The 17,705-nt window shown below is 48.4% G+C and carries 20 protein-coding genes; 11 read left to right on the forward strand and 9 right to left on the reverse strand.

The window, feature by feature from the left end:
• Positions 1 to 99: 99 nt before the first annotated feature.
• The 3 genes from ACFYU8_RS19510 to ACFYU8_RS19520 form a co-directional block, all read right to left on the reverse strand.
• Complete coding sequence (locus tag ACFYU8_RS19510) at positions 100 to 1,767, reverse strand: putative ABC transporter permease subunit (protein ID WP_390302366.1); 1,668 nt, start codon at positions 1,765 to 1,767, stop codon at positions 100 to 102.
• Entirely contained in the window at positions 1,760 to 2,485 is a 726-nt protein-coding gene (locus tag ACFYU8_RS19515) for an ABC transporter ATP-binding protein (protein WP_390302369.1), read from the reverse strand. Before ACFYU8_RS19515 ends, ACFYU8_RS19510 begins: the two co-directional genes overlap by 8 nt.
• Positions 2,486 to 2,618: 133 nt before the next feature.
• Entirely contained in the window at positions 2,619 to 3,035 is a 417-nt protein-coding gene (locus ACFYU8_RS19520; RefSeq protein ID WP_390302372.1) for a hypothetical protein, read from the reverse strand.
• A gap of 152 nt (positions 3,036 to 3,187) precedes the next feature.
• Here ACFYU8_RS19520 and ACFYU8_RS19525 point away from each other — a divergent pair, with 152 nt between their 5' ends.
• The 7 genes from ACFYU8_RS19525 to ACFYU8_RS19555 all read left to right on the forward strand — a co-directional run bounded on the left by ACFYU8_RS19525 (position 3,188) and on the right by ACFYU8_RS19555 (position 9,082).
• Positions 3,188 to 3,805, forward strand: a complete 618-nt coding sequence (locus ACFYU8_RS19525; RefSeq protein WP_390302375.1) for a hypothetical protein — start codon at positions 3,188 to 3,190, stop codon at positions 3,803 to 3,805.
• 351 nt (positions 3,806 to 4,156) lie between these two features.
• Entirely contained in the window at positions 4,157 to 5,257 is a 1,101-nt protein-coding gene (gene proB, locus ACFYU8_RS19530; RefSeq protein WP_390302378.1) for a glutamate 5-kinase, read from the forward strand.
• 38 nt (positions 5,258 to 5,295) lie between these two features.
• Entirely contained in the window at positions 5,296 to 6,564 is a 1,269-nt protein-coding gene (locus ACFYU8_RS19535) for a glutamate-5-semialdehyde dehydrogenase (protein WP_390302381.1), read from the forward strand.
• 20 nt (positions 6,565 to 6,584) lie between these two features.
• Entirely contained in the window at positions 6,585 to 7,427 is an 843-nt protein-coding gene (proC, locus tag ACFYU8_RS19540) for a pyrroline-5-carboxylate reductase (protein ID WP_390302383.1), read from the forward strand.
• Between the two features lie 78 nt (positions 7,428 to 7,505).
• Positions 7,506 to 8,312 (forward strand): hypothetical protein, encoded by an 807-nt coding sequence (locus tag ACFYU8_RS19545; protein WP_390302386.1) that lies wholly within the window; start codon positions 7,506 to 7,508, stop codon positions 8,310 to 8,312.
• A 103-nt stretch (positions 8,313 to 8,415) separates the two neighbouring features.
• Complete coding sequence (locus ACFYU8_RS19550; RefSeq protein ID WP_390302389.1) at positions 8,416 to 8,736, forward strand: ferritin-like domain-containing protein; 321 nt, start codon at positions 8,416 to 8,418, stop codon at positions 8,734 to 8,736.
• 13 nt (positions 8,737 to 8,749) lie between these two features.
• The gene (locus ACFYU8_RS19555) at positions 8,750 to 9,082 is read left to right on the forward strand and encodes a spore coat protein (protein WP_017251484.1); all 333 of its coding nucleotides are present in this window, start codon (positions 8,750 to 8,752) and stop codon (positions 9,080 to 9,082) included.
• 45 nt (positions 9,083 to 9,127) lie between these two features.
• On the opposite strand, the gene ACFYU8_RS19560 is transcribed toward ACFYU8_RS19555, so the two are convergent.
• Positions 9,128 to 10,576: an aminotransferase-like domain-containing protein gene (locus ACFYU8_RS19560; RefSeq protein ID WP_390302392.1), complete on the reverse strand. Its 1,449-nt coding sequence runs from the start codon at positions 10,574 to 10,576 to the stop codon at positions 9,128 to 9,130.
• Positions 10,577 to 10,724: 148 nt separating this feature from the next.
• Here ACFYU8_RS19560 and ACFYU8_RS19565 point away from each other — a divergent pair, with 148 nt between their 5' ends.
• The 3 genes from ACFYU8_RS19565 to ACFYU8_RS19575 all read left to right on the forward strand — a co-directional run bounded on the left by ACFYU8_RS19565 (position 10,725) and on the right by ACFYU8_RS19575 (position 13,065).
• A complete protein-coding gene (locus ACFYU8_RS19565) occupies positions 10,725 to 11,339 on the forward strand; it encodes a LysE/ArgO family amino acid transporter (RefSeq protein WP_390302395.1) in 615 nt (204 codons plus the stop codon).
• Positions 11,340 to 11,420: 81 nt separating this feature from the next.
• Positions 11,421 to 12,038, forward strand: coding sequence for a DUF47 domain-containing protein (locus tag ACFYU8_RS19570; protein WP_390302398.1), 618 nt, complete (start codon positions 11,421 to 11,423; stop codon positions 12,036 to 12,038).
• A gap of 19 nt (positions 12,039 to 12,057) precedes the next feature.
• Positions 12,058 to 13,065 carry an inorganic phosphate transporter gene (locus ACFYU8_RS19575; RefSeq protein WP_390302401.1) on the forward strand — a complete coding sequence of 336 codons (1,008 nt, stop codon included), beginning with the start codon at positions 12,058 to 12,060 and terminating at the stop codon, positions 13,063 to 13,065.
• Positions 13,066 to 13,134: 69 nt separating this feature from the next.
• Here ACFYU8_RS19575 and ACFYU8_RS19580 read toward each other — a convergent pair whose 3' ends face one another.
• Genes ACFYU8_RS19580 through ACFYU8_RS19590 form a run of 3 tightly spaced genes read right to left on the reverse strand, consistent with a single transcriptional unit; the run spans position 13,135 to position 14,709 of the window.
• Positions 13,135 to 13,692: a DUF4825 domain-containing protein gene (locus ACFYU8_RS19580; RefSeq protein ID WP_390302404.1), complete on the reverse strand. Its 558-nt coding sequence runs from the start codon at positions 13,690 to 13,692 to the stop codon at positions 13,135 to 13,137.
• Positions 13,673 to 14,362: a permease prefix domain 1-containing protein gene (locus ACFYU8_RS19585; RefSeq protein ID WP_390302408.1), complete on the reverse strand. Its 690-nt coding sequence runs from the start codon at positions 14,360 to 14,362 to the stop codon at positions 13,673 to 13,675. The genes ACFYU8_RS19580 and ACFYU8_RS19585 overlap by 20 nt, the downstream gene beginning before the upstream one ends.
• A complete protein-coding gene (locus tag ACFYU8_RS19590) occupies positions 14,362 to 14,709 on the reverse strand; it encodes a PadR family transcriptional regulator (protein ID WP_327949539.1) in 348 nt (115 codons plus the stop codon). Before ACFYU8_RS19590 ends, ACFYU8_RS19585 begins: the two co-directional genes overlap by 1 nt.
• 365 nt (positions 14,710 to 15,074) lie before the next feature.
• Between ACFYU8_RS19590 and ACFYU8_RS19595 the strand changes: the two genes are divergently transcribed.
• Positions 15,075 to 15,464, forward strand: coding sequence for a cupredoxin domain-containing protein (locus tag ACFYU8_RS19595; RefSeq protein WP_390302411.1), 390 nt, complete (start codon positions 15,075 to 15,077; stop codon positions 15,462 to 15,464).
• Here ACFYU8_RS19595 and ACFYU8_RS19600 read toward each other — a convergent pair.
• Positions 15,454 to 16,674, reverse strand: coding sequence for an MFS transporter (locus ACFYU8_RS19600; RefSeq protein ID WP_390302414.1), 1,221 nt, complete (start codon positions 16,672 to 16,674; stop codon positions 15,454 to 15,456). The genes ACFYU8_RS19595 and ACFYU8_RS19600 overlap by 11 nt on opposite strands.
• Positions 16,675 to 16,741: 67 nt before the next feature.
• Positions 16,742 to 17,677, reverse strand: coding sequence for a 4-hydroxy-3-methylbut-2-enyl diphosphate reductase (locus ACFYU8_RS19605; RefSeq protein WP_390302417.1), 936 nt, complete (start codon positions 17,675 to 17,677; stop codon positions 16,742 to 16,744).
• Positions 17,678 to 17,705 lie beyond the last annotated feature (28 nt).

Below are 17,705 nucleotides of genomic sequence, written 5' to 3' on the forward strand. Positions count from 1 at the left end.
GGGATGAAACCAGAACTTTGTTATACTTTTTCAAAACAAATGAAAAAGAGCCGCACTTGTAGTAGCGGCCCAATTATATCCTTTTTCTCTATGCGCTGACTATCCTTCAATCTGCTCTAACCAGCCTGGTCCCTTGGCCACAAGCAACCGATATAAGAAAATGTTAATGAGGGTGAACAGGACAAATATCCCAAGAGCTGTCCCAAGCATGGATGTCCCCAGCGAAAAACTGGCGAGGACGACTAGGCCTCCTGCCATTAGCCCTATTACCAGTGGGAAAAGGGGATTGAGATTTTGCTTGATCGCCTCCTGTTCGGAGCTCCAGCGCAATTTAGGCAACTGCAAATCCACCATGATTCCAACCAGGTTGATAAAAATCAGCCCCGGAATTCCACTCACGATGGCAAGTATGATAAATGCAGGGGATAGCTGTAAAAACCATATGGCCTCTGCGAGAAGCAGCAGCATACTCACTGCACTCAGCACCAGTCCTGGGAACAATTTTGCCAGCAGGATGTGGCGATAAGGCATGGGCAATAGCTTGTTCGTAAAGAATCCCTGTCCCTCTCTGGATATGGCTGTTACGGAGGTGTTATTCATGGCTCCCATTAGGAGAAATGCGGCGAAAGCGATCGCCATGCTCATTCCCGCTACCGATCCCTTTTGCATGAGTGATTGGATTAACGCAATCATTTCCCCGCTGTCCTGACGGCTAAGCAATGGGATCAAAACAAGTAACGGAATCAAAATGCTGGACAGCGTACAATTCATCAGAAATGCCGGCGTCCTCCACAACATTCTCCATTCCTTGAGCGCGTAAGCCAGCATAGCTGGACGTTTTTGAACGAGCTTGGCAAAGGCAGTATCGACGACTTCTTTTCGTGTGGCGACAGACTCACTCATGCCCATGACACCCGAAAAGTAGAGATACGTTCCGGCGTAGAGAAAAGCAGCTAAACCGATCATCGCCACGAGAATGAAAGCAATCAGATAACCGAGAGAACCCCATGTACCACTGTCTACCAAAGCAAAGGCAGCCAGATTACTTGCAGGGAACAGCTGAGTGACAAGGCCCAAAAGCCCATTTTCTTGAGACAAAAGCATTTGCTGAAACTGCTCCGTGCCAAATTCGCTTCCGCTAGACTGTCGTTGGAACAGCGCTTGAAAACCAACGACAATTCCAATCCCGATTAGCCCTCCGATGATACGGAAGCGCTCCTTATATTTTTTGACATTCGTAAAACGCATGAACAGCATCACGACAAGAGCAGCCAACACAAGCGGCAAAACAGGAACGACTAGAAAGACAAGGATCGCTAGGAGATAATACATGATCCCTGCGTTGCTTTTCACGCCGTACGTAATGAACAGCGGCCCCAGGATAACCAGCGCTGTATAGTATTCATACACCAGTGCGAGGGCAAATTTGGCTCCGAGAATGTGTCCTGGTGCGAGCGGCATGGGCAACAAATGCTCGACATCCTTCGAATAGTAGAAAACACTCAATACATACAAAATCCCGAACAAAAAGATGAAGAGAGAAGACATGGCTACGCCAAAACCGAGTATGGCCCCCTCTTGTCCAATCAACGCCAATCCATCGTACATTTCAGAAATCACCACGACAGCCGAAGCAATTAATGGAAGAACGCCAAGTGCAATGACGATCAGCAACAGAGCGGTCTTCCAGCCACTCCCTTTCTCCACTCGCCAGGCTGGTTCCGCGTTTTTCATCATCATCTTCGTCAAAATCAGCACTTTATTCATGCTTGGTCAACTCCAGGAACAAGCTTTCCAGCGATACGTCTGACTGATAATGCTCGCGCAGCTCAATAAAGGTTCCACAAAACAAGATTTTCCCTTTGTTGATGATTCCGACTCGATCGCACAGCTTCTCAGCAACCTCCAGTACGTGTGTGGAAAAGAATACGCTTCGACCGCTATCCGCGTGTTCACGCATCATTTCTTTTAACGTAAAGGATGACTTGGGATCGAGTCCAGTCAAAGGCTCATCGAGAATCCACACCTCAGGCTGATGGATGAGCGCACCCATGATCATGATTTTTTGACGCATGCCATGTGAGTAACTCTGAATCGGGTCCCCCAACGCATTCCTCATGTCAAAGCGATCCGCCAACTGTAAAATACGCTTTCCTCGTACCTCTTGGGGCACCTCGTAAATATCTGCCATGAAGCTGACATACTCCAGACCTTTCAGACGCAAAAAAAGATCAGGGCTATCTGGTACATAACCGAATTGGCGTTTTGCTTCGAGTGCTTCGGTTCGAATATTTTTTCCATTGATCGTGATCTCGCCTTGATCTGGACGTGTGATACCTGTGATCATTTTGATCGTCGTTGTCTTGCCAGCTCCATTTGGGCCGAGGAAGCCAAAAATTTCTCCTTTGGGCACTGTGAGATTCATTTGATCAACTGCTTTTATGGTGCCGTTGTAGCTTTTCGTCACATTGACCAGTTCTATCATCGCTGTTTCTCCCCTCTCCCCGCCGTTTCCAATATTTATTCCAATTTCCTTCCACTCCATTTATTACGAGTGGTTCAAAGAAAAGTTCCGGGAAAAGAAAAAGAGCCGTTAGTTATCCCAACGGCCCTCTTTATTAGTTTTGTGGTACAAAACTGCCATCACGCAGCATAGTCAACTCGCCCATGATGAATGCTAAATCTTCGTTGTCGTCCAACTTACCACTTTCCTCCAACGCTTCCAAACGACGCAGAAGCATGTTGGCAAAATCTTGAATCTGTACCGGCTGTGCCTCCATATCGGCATCATCCAAAATATCAAAGCCAGTCAAGGCTTCCAAGTGGGTCACGATACGGAAACCGCCGATTTCCCCCAGGAACTCTTGCTTGTTCATTTTTGATTTCTCCAATTTTTGCAGCATGGACAAAATATCATTCGCTACCACGCTAGGAAAAGCAACCTGATAAAAGTTGCGATTTTTCGCTTCCTCGGTTTTGATAATCAAAACATCAATACCGTCTGGTTTTTTTGCTTTTTTGCCAAACCCAAACATATATTCCACCTCAATTGTTCGATCTGTCCAACTCTCTCCATGATAGACATAATCCGAGAGTCAGACAACCCCTATCCATATATTAACTGGGCTATTTGTCTTTTTTGACACACACGCTAACGGTAAACGACTGCCCCCAAGTGAGGTGCGCCATGAAAATCAATTGGAAATACTGGATGTTTATTCTAACTCTCTCTTTGCTCGTCACAGGATGCATGACGCATGTAAAGCAAGAGCAGGCAAAAACCAAGGCCAAAACACAAAGCAAGCCTGCCAAGCAGTCTGCCATCCAAAAGCTTGGCGATAACAAAATGGACGTTGTCCTCTTTCTGAATCAAGCGGAGCATCTGTTGGAAAATGTTTTTTATGCTGCTGCGGACAATGCGAAGGGCAAATCTGTGTATGAGGATGGTCTCGTCTTTCGTGAATTGCCTGAGCGCTTCGACAGTAAAGACAAGATAACGGGTTACTTCGGTCGTTTTTGGAGCCTTCCGCTGGCAGAAGCCATGTATGACAACATGACAACCAAGCTGGTGAAGGAAAAAGTATACGTAGCAATCCCCCGTGTCGACTATCCGACTTTGATCTCAGTACGAAACACGACTGTTCAAAAAAGCAATGGAGAACTCAGTGTGACCATAGAGGATGTAACCGACTCCTCCTTTGCTTCTGACCGCACGCTGCGCTACCGACTCGTGCGTGATCAAAAGACCAAACGGTTCGAAATCAAATCACGGATGGGCGCTTATGGGAATGAACAATTTCAATAAGCCTCTTGACATTTCTTATGGACCAAGCGAATAATAGTGAATTAATAAGCACATAGTGAGCGGCAATGACGGGGAATAGTAAAACCGCCCTTCAGGTCCAGAGAGCGAAATCCACCGGCTGAGAGGTTTCGTCCTTGAATCGGTTTGAACCCACCCCAGAGCATCCAGGGAAGACCTGGACAGGTTTCTTTCACCTGTTATCAAAGAAAGAGAGCCGGGCGTTTTTTGCCTGAAGTATGCCTTCAGTCCAAAACGTCAAATAAGGTGGTACCGCGTAAGGTCTTATAAGCCCTTTCGTCCTTATCAAAGAGACGAAAGGGCTTTTTTGCATGGAAATAAGGGGGGTTTCGCATGAAAAAGGGGAAATTGCGTTTGGTAGTAAAGGTGGGGAGCAGTTCAATTGCAGCAGCTACAGGCGGTGTTGATCCGGCAAAAATGTCGTTGCTCGTCTCCGCTATCAGCCAATTGCGCGAAGCGGGTCATCAGGTTGTCTTAGTCTCCTCAGGAGCTGTCGCCAGCGGCTATCAAAGTCTCGGCTATCAGCAGCGACCGCGATCCTTGGCAGCCAAGCAAGCAGCAGCAGCCATCGGGCAAAGCTTGTTGATGCAAACCTATACGCAAATGTTTGGCGCCCATAACTTCAGCGTGGCGCAAATCTTGCTGACACGTGGTGACTTTTCACACAAGGAACGGTATCAGCACGCATTCTCTACCTTGTCGCTGCTGTTGGATAAAAATATTTTGCCAATCATCAACGAAAACGACACGGTATCCGTAGCGGAATTGACCTTCGGAGACAATGATATGCTTGGCGCACTCGTCGCTGGTCTCATCCATTCCGATTTATACACGATCCTGACTGATACGAATGGCTTGTACGACAAAGACCCTCGTTATCATGCTGATGCCAAACATATGGGCTGGCTTGAATGTGTGACGGACGAAATCGAGGCACTTGCAGGCGGAGCTTCCCAACTGGGAACAGGCGGTATGCGCTCCAAGCTGATCGCAGCCAAAACCGCCCAATCATTAGGAATTCCGAGCTTTATCGGAAAATTGACGAGTTCCGCTGATTTGCTGGAGGTCCTTACTGGCAACGGGAATGGCACCTACGTCAACTATCATCCAGAGGCTCCAGCAACGAACGGCGTTCCTACAAGAAAGCAATGGATTGCGCTTCACTCCCCTACCCGCGGAAAAATCACGGTTGACAGCGGTGCAGCGGAAGCGATTTTGGAAAACAGCAAAAGCTTGCTCTTGGCAGGTGTACGCGATGTTTCCGGCATGTTCGAGCAAGGTGAGGTTATCGAGGTTTACTGTGAGGGCACGTTGATCGGTCGCGGCATCAGCAGATTCACTGCAGCACAGTTAAGTGATTTTCTTTCCCCTGACAACGTAACGCGACACAGCGGTACTGTTATACATCGAGATGAATGGACACCTGTCATCTAAACGAATCCATGTAGATAGAAAAAGGAGTTGGAGAAACCATGGAAAGCTTGAAGGAAAAAGTGCATGCACAAATTAGCCTGGCCAAACAGGCTTCACGAAAAATAGCCATACTCTCTCGCAAAGAAAAAGACAATGTACTCGTCGCTATCGGCAACCAGCTGCTGGCTGATGAGGCCATCATTCTTTCAGAAAACGCCAAGGACCTCGCTCTCGCGGAAGCTGACGGTCAGCCTGCCTCCTATCTGGATCGTCTCCTGTTGACGCCAGAGCGAATTGCGCAGCTCGTGGATAGCCTGGCGCAGCTGGTATCCCTCGATGATCCGGTCGGAGAACGGATCGACTCGTGGACACGCCCAAATGGACTTTTCATCGAACAAATCCGCGTCCCTCTCGGTGTCATTGGAATGGTGTACGAAGCCAGACCAAACGTCACCGTTGATGCAGCAGCTATCGCCCTCAAAACAAGCAATGCGATCGTCCTGCGCGGCAGCCACAGCGCTGTTCACAGCAACCTCGCTTTGGTGACTAGCATTCGTCAAGCACTCACTGCTAAGGGACTTGACGCAGAAGCGGTGCAGTACTTGCCTTTTGCCGAACATGCCTCTGTCGATTACTTGTGCACCGCCAATGGTCTCGTGGATGTCATCATCCCTCGGGGTGGCGCAGGACTGATCCAGCGGGTTCTGCAAATCGCAAGCGTTCCTGTACTCGAAACAGGCGTCGGCAATTGCCACATTTATGTGGATGAAGCAGCTCAGTATGACATGGCTGAGTCCATCGTGATCAATGCCAAAACTAGTCGGCCTGCCGTATGCAATGCTGCCGAAACACTGCTCGTGCACCGCAATTGGTCACAGGAACATCAACGGGCATTGCTCCAAAAGCTACTGGCTCAGGGCATTGAGCTCCGTGCTTGTGAGCGTACGATAGAGCTGCATTCCGACCTCGCCCCTCACCTGCACCATGCAACGGCAGAAGACTGGGATACGGAATACTCGGAGCTGATTCTGGCTGTTCGCACTGTCGATAGCCTGGGTGATGCCATTGAACATATTACAACGCATACTTCCGGCCATTCCGAGGCCATCGTAACAGAAGATGAAATCGCAGCCCGTCAGTTTTTGACTGCGATCGATGCTACAGCTGTTTATCACAACGCTTCTACCCGCTTTACAGATGGTGGAGAATTCGGCTTCGGTGCCGAAATCGGCATCAGCACACAAAAACTTCACGCTCGTGGGCCGATGGGCTTGCCTGCACTCACTTCTTACAAGTATGTCGTACGCGGAAACGGTCAAATCCGATAGTCCAAAGGGAGGGATTCATCATGAGTAACCAAACAACAGCGATTACAGAAGGGCGGATCGGTTTTCTCGGTGCAGGCTCGATCGTGGAGGCCATGCTTTCCGGTATCGTAAAGAAAGGCTTACTCCCTTCTGAGCGTATTTCCGTCACGAACCGCAACAACATGGAGCGTTTGGAGCAGTTGGCAAATGACTACGGGGTAACGGGTACTCCGGACAAATTTGAGGTAGTCCGCTCTTCTGATATTTTGATTTTGGCCATCAAGCCAAAGGATGCAGCAGAGGCTTTGCAGGATTTACGTGGGGTCATTCGCGACGACCAATTGATTATTTCGGTTGTCGCTGGCGTCTCCACCAGCCTGATTGGAGAATGGCTCGGTGCAAAGTGCCCGATCATACGCACGATGCCCAATACATCCTCCGCTGTCGGTCTGTCTGCTACAGGACTGTCCGCGAATCCTTTTGTCCAGGAAGAGCACCGCGAGCTGGCTACCAAACTTTTTGAAGCAATTGGCACCGTATATGAAGTCGCCGAGGAAGAGCTGGACATCATTACTGGTTTGTCTGGAAGCGGCCCTGCTTATATTTACTATTTGGTAGAAGCCATGATGGGCGCGGGTGCCACGGCGGGACTAGATCGAGAAATGGCACGCCAATTAACACTGCAAACCGTTATTGGCGCGGCACATATGCTGCTCGATACGCGCGAAGAGCCTTCCTTGCTCCGCCAAAAAGTAACGAGTCCTGGTGGAACGACCCAGGCCGGACTGGAAGTATTGGAAGCTTATCAATTCCAGGAGGCCGTCACTGCAGCCATCCTGCGTGCTGCGGAAAGATCGCGAGAGATGGGGGCACAATACCAGTAAAGTCGTTTTGTCCCCCCTCCTTGTCATGTATAATGAAAAAGATCAAGCATAGTCGAGAAAAATGACGAAGGAGGTCCCATGGAAATTTACGCCTTGTACGGCACCAGTGGAACAGGAAAAAGCACCAGTGCATTAGAACTCGCTCACCGAATGAATATCGACGCCATTATTGACGATGGCATCCTGATTTACCAAGGACGCAAGGTAGCCGGAACCTCTGCCAAATATGAGAAGACAAAAATTCAGGCTGTAAAACGAGCTATTTTTCATTATAAGGAGCACGCCGAAGAAGTACGGAGAAGTCTTGGCGAGGTTCAACCAAGTCGACTACTCGTGTTAGGAACTTCGCAGCGAATGATTGGTCGTATCGTCGAAGCCCTGCATTTGCCTTTTCAAGTGGATTTTATCCCGATTGAATCCATCAAGCCTCCGCAGGAAATCGAGGCTGCACGCTACGTGCGGGAAACAATGGGCAAGCACACGATCCCGATTCCGCGTGTGGAGGTAGAAAAGGATTTCCTCCAGCTCCTCATTTCTTCTGCCCAACAGATTTTCAGCTCGAAAAAAGAAGTGATTGGGGAAACAACGGTGGTCCATCCTCCGTTTTCAGGCGGACGCATCGTTATTCATCCCCAGGTGTTGCGAAAAATCGTGCAAGCGACCTGCAATCAGTTTGACGAGGTCCATCATGTGGTCAAGGTCGTCTCCACCTTTGAGGATTTACCCCGGTTTCAGGTCTCGATTGCTCTTACGCTGCCATATATGACAAATATTCCAGCACTTATTCATGAACTTCAATCTACTTTGTACAAGGAAGCTCAATATTGTCTCAATATCGCTCCCGCCAGCATCGACATCGTCGTTTCTTCGGTGGAGCTATCCTGATCCGGTCCTTTGCGACCGGTTTTTTTTTGGCTGTAATCCTCAGGGGTTACATCCTACCTTGTTGCTCATCCTATACATGATTCCATCTGAAAGGAGCAACCCGATGCCATCCATCTTGTCTTCCAAGCCCTTTACACAAGCACCGATTCCCGAACCGCCTAAGGTCATTACGACAAAGGACTTGAGCTATCTCAAGGATGCTTTGTCATGGGAACTGATCGCTTTCAAAAAGCTACATGCTTTTGCACAGCAGGCTACTGATCCCGAGGTCAAGCAATGTCTGGAGCAGCAAGGACAAATGCACCAGCGGCACTACCAAAAACTGCTGAGTCACCTGCAAAACAACAACACCGCAGTGATGGCGACTATTCCGCAGACACAATCTCAGCAACAGCAATCCCAACCACAACATCAAATGCAATAAGGGAGGAATCGGGATGCCCAACCAAAACCAGATCGCCAATCCGCAATCCGGTCAGCTTCCACAAGTAAAAGGTCCGCAAATGAACGATCGTGACTACCTCAACGACTGTCTGGCTACGTGCAAGTATTTGACGGATAACTTTAACGTCGCCGTTCGTGAAGCCAGCCACCAGCAGCTTTATGATGACATGGTACAAATTTTGAATGAAACCCATCAGTCAGCACGCGATGCTTTCAATCTCATGTTCCAAAAGGGATGGTACAAGCTGGAGGCAGCCGAGCAGCAACAATTACAGCAAGCATACCAACAGTTTAGCGGGTACTCCACGCAGTTCCCTTATCACTGAAATAAAAGAAGAAGACACCTGACCCAAGCAGGTGTCTTCTTCCCATTAATCCCTGCCACGCAGGAGCTGCGATAATACAAATAACGCCTTTTCCATGTCGGCTTCCTCTGCGTATACGTAGGACAAGCGAAGATGATGACTATCCGTCTGATCATAAACAAAGCCGGGATTTAACAGGACACCTTTTGCCAATGCTTCCGTAAAAAGCTTGCGCATCGAAACAGCTTGATGCAGACGCAGCCAAATATAAAAACCGCCATGTGGAATACGCCAATCTGCCAGATCGCCAAACCAGCGAGTAAGCCATTCGCACATCCTGTCCCTTCTGTGTCGCAGTGCCGCTCTTAGCTGATCCAGATGCCGGGAATATCTCTCGCTTGTGAGCCATTCTGTCGCCACCCATTGGGAAATTGCACTTGCCCCGTAGTCCGTCTGCATTTTCACATCCGCGAGTCGTTCAATGACAGGCTCAGGCCCTACAATCCAGCCGATCCGCAGCCCAGGACTGAGTGTTTTGGACAAGCTGCCCAAATACAAAACCAACCCGCTTTGATCCCTCGCCTTCAACGGCAATGGTCCCGGCTCGTCTAACCACAATTCTCCGTAAACATCGTCTTCCAACACAGGCAGCCTCTCCCGTTCGCATGCGGCCAGCACTTGCTCCCTTCGATTCTCTGATAGGCTAATCCCCGTCGGATTGTGGTAAGCCGAAATGGTATAAAGCAGGGCGGCGTTATGCGTCTGTTTTTGTCTCGTTAGCACTTGGGGAGAGATTCCTTCCTCATCCATCGGTACACCAACCAGACGCATTCCCGATGATTGAAACAAAGGCAATGAGAATAAATACGAAGGCTGTTCGAGCAAGATGGCAGATCCACGGTGAAGGATGCCAATCGATATCAACTGCAAGGCTTGTAGAGCCCCTGAAACGACCAAAATAGACGCCGGAGAAGCTTCGATCCCCCTGCTGCGCAAATGGTTGCTGATCGCCTGCCGCAAAGGCAACAGCCCTTTTGGCTCGGAATATCCGAGATGTGTCATTTTGCCCTGCAAGCTAGCCATGACCTCTTCCATCTCTGCAACAGGAATCAAGCCGGGCGACAGCTCACCTGTCCCCAAACGAATGTAGCTCGGGTCAGGCTCATAACGATTGATATCCTGAATCGTCTGCGAGTTGGGGAGATGTGCTCCTGCCTGAACGTAGCCCAGCCAATTGGGCGGAGGCGCGGTCGTCAATAAGGACCATGTGTTGTTACTAACGACGGAGCCACTGCCTACTGTTGCTTCAATGAAGCCATCCGCTTTTAGCTCTTCCAACGCTGTCACCACCGTGCTGCGGTTTACATCAAAGGCTTGCGCCAACGCTCTTTGTGTTGGCAATTTACTGTTGATTGGCCACTCTCCGCCTGCGATTTTCCCCTTGATATAAGCCACGATCTGCGCGTAAATCGGTATGTCAGATGATTTGTCAGGCTTCCAGTCTATCGTAAGCACAGGTACATTCCTCCTCGTCTTCTCATTTTACAAATTGGTTGGTTTGGATGTAAACCAATTGGCTGGAGACAACAGATTCACAACCGTGAATAATGACAGTAATGCAAAATGTACTTTGCATCTAGAGAAAAACGGGGAGGAATCTATCATGCTGGAAGCAATTTTGCACGGTTTTGTGCTTGCTTTTGGACTTATTTTACCGCTGGGCGCACAAAATGTTTTCGTCTTTAATCAGGGCGCCCTCCAACCAACCTTACTTCGCGCCATGCCTGTCGTACTGACTGCGGCACTCTGTGATACGCTGCTCATTTTATTGGCGGTATTGGGAGTCTCCTTGGTCGTATTAACTGTCACATGGCTGAAAACGGTTCTATATGTCGTCGGCTTCTTCTTTTTGGTTTACATGGGATATTTAACGTGGCGTAGCCGTCCAAATACTGAGGCTGGAGAGAAAGAGCGGTTTTCGGCCAAAAAGCAAATCATGTTTGCTGCCTCTGTCTCTTTGTTGAACCCACATGCGATTCTCGACACGATCGGCGTAATCGGTACCAGTTCACTCAGTTATACCGGAACAGAGAAATGGGGCTTTACTGTTGCCTGCATCCTCGTATCCTGCCTCTGGTTTTTTGGCCTTTCTGTAGCTGGCCGTACAGCAGGACGATTAGACCGGTCTGGAAAAATGCAGCGAGGCCTGAATAGGGTATCCGCTGTGATTATGTGGGGAGTAGCCGTCTATATGGCAGCCCAATTACTCATGACGTAAAGAGTTAGTGAAAAAGTGAATAATCCCCACCTCCTCCACTCAAAATACTCCTATTCGGGTTTTCGAAGTGGAGGTTTGTTTATGCTTTTTACCAAATCAGACGCACTCTTGGATGACTTGTATGAGATTGCGAAAAATGTGCATGAAACGGCGATCTATTTTAATGAATACAAGATTACCTCTTTAGAGACTGTCAAAACCTTTTCTACAGAGATGAAGGAGTACGAAACAAAAGGCGACAAGCTCATCCATGAAATCATCGTGCAAATCAACAAGACATTTATTACTGCAATCGAGCGCGATGACGTTCTGGACCTTGCCGTCAAGCTGGATGATGTGCTGGACGGATTGGAGTTTTGTGCTTCGAGGCTCTATATGTACGACATCATGGAAGCAGATCAGACGATGGTGAGATTCGGGCAACTCATCGAAGATGCTACCAAGCAAATTCTTCTCGCCATCGAACTGCTCCAAAAGCAAAAGCTGTCCGATATGAAGGAGTACATCATCCGCATTAACGATTTGGAAAGCGAAGGGGATGAATTGGTGAGGGGGAGCATCCGGCAATTGTTCAAGACCTCGAGCGATCCGATTCACATCATACAGCTCAAAGAGATTTACGAAGTGCTGGAAGATGTCATGGATCATTGCGAGGATGTCGCTGATGCGATGGAATCCGTGATCATGGGCAACTCTTAAACCAAGGAGACCTACTTTCATGCATACGAGCCTGCCTCTTGTTATTACTGTTATCATTCTGGCTGTATCCTTTGATTTTATCAACGGATTTCACGATACAGCCAATGCCATCGCAACCACCGTATCCACCAAAGCTCTCCCGCCTAAAATTGCCATTGGCCTGGCGGCTATCATGAATTTTATCGGTGCTCTGACATTTACCGGGGTCGCCAAAACAATCGGTGGAGATATCGCCGATCCAGCCAAGCTGGAATTCGGTGTGCTTGTGGTCATGGCTGCTCTTTTGGCTGCGATCTTTTGGAATTTGATTACGTGGTGGTACGGTATCCCCAGTAGTTCGTCTCATGCTCTCATCGGCTCACTCGTAGGTGCCGTCCTCGCTTCCGCCGGGAGTGCGCAAATCAACTGGGCTGGATTTTTGAAAATCTTCCAAGCGCTCATTGTGTCACCGATTATCGCGCTGGTTGCCGCTTACCTCATGATGAATTTGGTTTATTTCATTTTCAGTCGGATCATGATTCCCCCTACCAAGGTCAACCGGGGATTTCGCCTCTTTCAGATTTTCACGGCGGCTCTACAATCCTTTACACATGGAACGAATGACGCACAGAAAGCGATGGGCATCATCGTGTTCGCTCTCGTAGCCGCTGACCTGCATGCAGATACGAGCACGATTCCTTTCTGGGTGCAGTTCATTTGTGCCCTCGCGATGGGCTTGGGAACCTCTGTCGGAGGCTGGAAAATCATCAAGACGGTCGGGGGCAAAATCACCAAGATTGAACCAATCAATGGAGCAACTGCCGACCTCACTTCGTCCTCGATCATTTTTACCTTCACGCAGCTAGGATTGCCTGTTAGCTCTACCCATGTCATTTCTTCCGGGATTATGGGGGTCGGCGCAGCCAAGCGACTGAAGAGCGTCAATTGGGGCGTCGCCAAACGCATCGTGATCACCTGGTTTATTACGCTGCCGATTTCTGCCTTGCTCGCTGCAGCTATCTATTTGTTGCTCCATATATTTATCTAAAGCAAAAGGGACGAGTAGCAGACTCGCCCCTTTTTTCGCTTACTGATAGCTGCTTGCATTGCTCATCTTTTACTTTTTCGTAAGAACCTCTATGCCCTTTTCTACAAACGTGTCATCCCGCAGCTTGTCTTGCACGCTTGTCCGCCACTTTTCTTTTGTCAACAGCGAGGCCAAATCCTCACCGAAGAGGCCTTGAATAGCAACTCGTGTGGCAACAATCGTCGTATCAGAAAAACGATATTCGACTGTTTGCAAATTGTCTACCAGCGCAAAGGCTGCCACAGAATTATACAGCATCGCTTGCTTGAATAATTTCGCCTCGACGTCGGTCGTCATGTCCTCGTAATGAATCTCAATCGTAAACTTCTCCGGACGGAGCTGGAAGGTGCGCTTGAGATGACTTAATGGCAGATGATTGAACATGACCAGATTCGAAGTAGCGCCCATGTACTTGTTTTTGTATGGCAAAATGGATTCCAAATCGTGAGTCAGCGGGCTCTGCTGAGCTAATTGATATTGCTCTGATTGCGCTTCGTTCCCCGGGATAATTCCGATCTGAATGACCATGAACAGGACAACCCCGATGAGAACCAAAGCAAGAATGATTTTATTTCGCAATGACGTCACCTTCCCCTGCATCGTATTTCAGAATAAGCCGCGGAATGGCATGGAGCCAGAGTGGTATAAGGATAGAAAGAAAAGGCAGTGCATACGCTACGGCAACGTTAGCGAGTTGGTACGGTCCAGTAATATTCACTGGCGTTGAAAACCATAGATTGCTGCCAAAATAGAGCGCAGTCGTAAAAACGAGTGTCCCGACAATATAAAGCGCCCAAAGTATCCAGCCCGTTTTCCGCAGCAAAAAGGCAGACCGTACATTCATACTGGTCAAATTTTGCGAGGAAGTCGGTCGGTTGATCCCCAGCAAAATCAAATAGATGATTCCAATGAGTATGCAAATCGCAAACAGACCATAGTTCAAAAAGATACCCATGCCCCAAATTCGCAAAGGCATAGTCACAATCCAGGCAATGAGTGCGTACAGCAATCCGAGCTGCAACAGTTCTTGCAGGATTGGAAGTATGTAGACTTTGCGGCGTTCTCCGACAATCGAATCAATCGAAGGGAGATTGGCCTTTGCTTTTTTCACCGCTTCATCCAGTATTAGCCCATCTGCAACCAAGTCGGCGACCTTTGCCTCCAAATTGCTCAATACTTCCCATTTGAGCTCCTCGATTTGTTTACTTCCTCTATATTTTTGAAACAATTGATCGACATAGTGCTGTAAATTCTCCATCACACTTCCTCCCGCCTTTCGATGAGCTGGTCAATCAATTCTTTGGCGACTTTCCAGGATGCCAGCGCTTTTTCGTACGCCTCTCTCCCCGCTTCCGTCACCTGATAATATTTGCGTCTGCCCCCTTGGCTCTCATCTCCCCAGTACGAAGCGATCAGTTTGTGTGACTCTAATCTTTTCAGGCTGGTATACAAGGAAGGCTCTTTCAGTTCGTAACGACCGTCGCTGTTTTTGAAAATGGCTTTGATAATTTCGTATCCATAGTTATCGCCATCACACAGGACACGAAGAATAATCGTATCGATATGACCGCGGATAATATCACTGCTGATACTGCTGTCACTCATCTCGTTCACCTCGCATCTACAGCATAACACATATTACTATGTATGACAAAGTACTATGTGTTAAATTTCTTTTTCACTGAAAAAAAGACCCCTCAAATAAATTTGAGGGAGTCTTGAGCTGATCGACGTATTTTGCATGAACTTCATCAGTAACCGGGGTGCTTCCGTTCATCGTGGATGGCACATAGATTCCATCCGAAGACATGGGTTTGCTAGTAAGCTAGCCCTACACAAGACATTCCCCATGTAAGAGATACAGGAATTGACTTCACCCAAATAGGGAAATGTTGTTTATCCCCTTCACTCCGGGGACAGGATAATAGTAATTTCCCTAAGCAATGGTCCTCGAAGGAGTTGAAAGCAAAATGTCTCGTCACTGGTATCGGCTGCTTCGTTATCCAATCATCGCTCTGGCTGTGACATTAACGCTACTTTGGACGCATCATTACCATCGCCTGCCCGCTTCGTACGCTGTCGCGACGCGGACACATACCGTTACGATTTCTAGCGCTGGCTTTTTGCCCAATCAATTGACTGCACACGAAGGAGAGCGAATCTCGTTGATGATCGTCAACACCGATACACGCCCTCACAATCTATCCATTCGTGATCTGAACCTTACATCCACAGAACTAAAGCCGACCCAATCGACTCTCCTACAGTTTTCAGCTGCCAAACGCGGTCGGTATCATTTCGTATCTGACGCACCTGGCTATCCGGAAACAGGCTTTCAAGGCATGCTCGTCATTGACTAGCTTGTACTTCTTCGTCTGGTGAGATTTGCTTCCACCGTCCGAATTTTATCATGAGCAGAGGAATGATCCCGATCGCGGTGATGATTCCAAAAAACAAATAAATGGCCAGGATCGAAAACGAATCTTTGATCCATCCTGCTACCAAATTGCAAAACATCGCACCCAACCCGCCTCCCACTGAAAAGAAGATGGCCAACGCCGTCACCTGAAGGGATGCGGGTGTATTTTCGCGTACAAACTGAGCTGCTGTTGCCAAATAAAAGCCAACCGAAATGCCTTGCACAAAAAACATGGCAATCACGGCAGTCGTACTCGGAGCAGAACTATACCAGAACCAGCGCATCGCGCAAAAAATCGCAGACAGCAGAAGCGTCAGCTCCAATCCCCATCGCCGGACAATATAACCCGCCAGCTTCATAAAAGGAGCTTCACTCCCTGCAAATAACAAGAAGGCAAGACCGATTCCCGCAACGGTTCCTCCGATATCCTGATAAAACAGGGAAAACCAAATATTATTCGCGTTTACAGAGCCCATCATGCAAAATGACGAAATCAAGAACAGCGCAAATCGCGGAATCCGCGCCAAATCCCTGATCCCCGCAAGCATACTGACACGAAACCGCGAAGCCTCCGTCACTTCTTCCGGAACCTTCAGAAGAAACAGAATCGAAAGCAGAAACGCCAGGCAAAATGAATAAAAAAGAACGTTTGGCCCCCACTGTTCAACGAGAAGACCCGTGATGAAGGCAGCTATCGCAAAACCAATCGCACCCCACAAGCGAATGTCGCCAAACTGTATGCCACGTCCCTTGGCATAGCCAAGAGCCAAGCTATCTGAGATGGGAACGACGGCACTTTGAAAAAACGAGAACAATATGTAGAGCAAAAATACATAAGCAAAGGTAGAGACGCCCGTAAAGAAAAGTCCCACCAAGCCAGTGATAATCAATGTCAGAATCAGCACAGTTTTGCGAATTTGATAGCGATCACAGATCATGCCCCACATCGGCTGCGCCACAATGGACACAATCGGCGCGACTGCACTGATGAGACCGATTTGGGTTCCCGTTAAATGGATGGATTCGTAGTATTGCGTAATAAGCGGAGCAAAAGCACCAAACCCGTAGTAAATAAAAAGATAAAGGGCGCAAAGACTTACGTATCTGCCTTTTGCGCCCCCCAGCCCTATACCGGAAAGTGATTCTGGCATATAACTCTCCTATTTTGAGGTTAGTTAACCGTGTAAGAAAATGTAACGCAGAGCATGCCTCAATTATTTATTTCACCGTTGGCAAGATTTTTGCCATGTTCACGGTCCGTTTTTTCTCCCATGTAGCTGGATTGAATTCATCGAACTGCTCCAAGAAGGAAATAACTTCCTTCGTTAATGGAGTCGGCGTCGAAGCTCCAGAAGTAACCGCCACATTTCTCTTTCCACGCAACCATTCAATGTCCAGCTCAGATAAATCAGCGATTCGATAAGACGGAACACTCGCGATTTCTTCCGAGACCTGTGCCAAACGGTTGGAGTTGTTGCTGCGCGGATCGCCCACAACGATGCACAAATCCGCCTCTCCTACTTGCCCGGCTACAGCTTCCTGACGAACCTGCGTAGCGAGACAAATTTCATTATGCACTTCTACGCCCGGAAAACGTTGAAGAATGGCGTCCATCAGATGTTTGACATCCCATTGGCTCATCGTCGTCTGGTTCGTAACGATCAGCTTGTCTGTTGGCAAATCGAGCGCCTCCAGCTCTTCCAGCTTTTGAACCAGATGTACGTGATCTGGCGCGATCCCCATAGCACCCTCTGGCTCTGGATGTCCCTTTTTCCCGATGTAGAGCACATGATAGCCTTCTGCTACTTTTTCACGGATCAAATCATGTGTTTTCGTTACATCCGGGCAAGTCGCATCGACGACGGTCAAGCCTTTATCGCGCGCTTTCTTGCGCACCTCAGGAGACACGCCATGGGCAGTGAAGATTACCGTTCCCTCATTGATCTGATCCAAGAGAGCCAGTCGATCCTCTCCATCTAATGTTTTTATCCCTTGTTTTTCAAACGCCTCGACGACGTGAGCATTGTGTACGATCATGCCCAAGATGTGAATCGGGCGGGGCAAGTCAAAGTTTTGCGCTGTTCGCAGTGCCAAGACCATGGCATCCACTACACCGTAACAATATCCACGGGGGGAAATCTTGATGACTTCCATCTGTACCCCTCCTACTTTTTATAATGCG

The organism is Brevibacillus sp. NPDC003359 (genome assembly GCF_042878995.1).
Classification (GTDB): domain Bacteria; phylum Bacillota; class Bacilli; order Brevibacillales; family Brevibacillaceae; genus Brevibacillus.

Excerpts from the sequence above, each read along its gene's own strand:
- ACFYU8_RS19510 (WP_390302366.1), bottom strand. The coding sequence starts at position 1,767 with ATGAATAAAGTGCTGATTTTGACGAAGATGATGATGAAAAACGCGGAA.
- ACFYU8_RS19515 (WP_390302369.1), bottom strand. The coding sequence starts at position 2,485 with ATGATAGAACTGGTCAATGTGACGAAAAGCTACAACGGCACCATAAAA.
- ACFYU8_RS19520 (WP_390302372.1), bottom strand. The coding sequence starts at position 3,035 with ATGTTTGGGTTTGGCAAAAAAGCAAAAAAACCAGACGGTATTGATGTT.
- ACFYU8_RS19525 (WP_390302375.1), top strand. The coding sequence starts at position 3,188 with ATGAAAATCAATTGGAAATACTGGATGTTTATTCTAACTCTCTCTTTG.
- proB (WP_390302378.1), top strand. The coding sequence starts at position 4,157 with ATGAAAAAGGGGAAATTGCGTTTGGTAGTAAAGGTGGGGAGCAGTTCA.
- ACFYU8_RS19535 (WP_390302381.1), top strand. The coding sequence starts at position 5,296 with ATGGAAAGCTTGAAGGAAAAAGTGCATGCACAAATTAGCCTGGCCAAA.
- proC (WP_390302383.1), top strand. The coding sequence starts at position 6,585 with ATGAGTAACCAAACAACAGCGATTACAGAAGGGCGGATCGGTTTTCTC.
- ACFYU8_RS19545 (WP_390302386.1), top strand. The coding sequence starts at position 7,506 with ATGGAAATTTACGCCTTGTACGGCACCAGTGGAACAGGAAAAAGCACC.
- ACFYU8_RS19550 (WP_390302389.1), top strand. The coding sequence starts at position 8,416 with ATGCCATCCATCTTGTCTTCCAAGCCCTTTACACAAGCACCGATTCCC.
- ACFYU8_RS19555 (WP_017251484.1), top strand. The coding sequence starts at position 8,750 with ATGCCCAACCAAAACCAGATCGCCAATCCGCAATCCGGTCAGCTTCCA.
- ACFYU8_RS19565 (WP_390302395.1), top strand. The coding sequence starts at position 10,725 with ATGCTGGAAGCAATTTTGCACGGTTTTGTGCTTGCTTTTGGACTTATT.
- ACFYU8_RS19570 (WP_390302398.1), top strand. The coding sequence starts at position 11,421 with ATGCTTTTTACCAAATCAGACGCACTCTTGGATGACTTGTATGAGATT.
- ACFYU8_RS19575 (WP_390302401.1), top strand. The coding sequence starts at position 12,058 with ATGCATACGAGCCTGCCTCTTGTTATTACTGTTATCATTCTGGCTGTA.
- ACFYU8_RS19585 (WP_390302408.1), bottom strand. The coding sequence starts at position 14,362 with ATGGAGAATTTACAGCACTATGTCGATCAATTGTTTCAAAAATATAGA.
- ACFYU8_RS19590 (WP_327949539.1), bottom strand. The coding sequence starts at position 14,709 with ATGAGTGACAGCAGTATCAGCAGTGATATTATCCGCGGTCATATCGAT.
- ACFYU8_RS19595 (WP_390302411.1), top strand. The coding sequence starts at position 15,075 with ATGTCTCGTCACTGGTATCGGCTGCTTCGTTATCCAATCATCGCTCTG.
- ACFYU8_RS19600 (WP_390302414.1), bottom strand. The coding sequence starts at position 16,674 with ATGCCAGAATCACTTTCCGGTATAGGGCTGGGGGGCGCAAAAGGCAGA.
- ACFYU8_RS19605 (WP_390302417.1), bottom strand. The coding sequence starts at position 17,677 with ATGGAAGTCATCAAGATTTCCCCCCGTGGATATTGTTACGGTGTAGTG.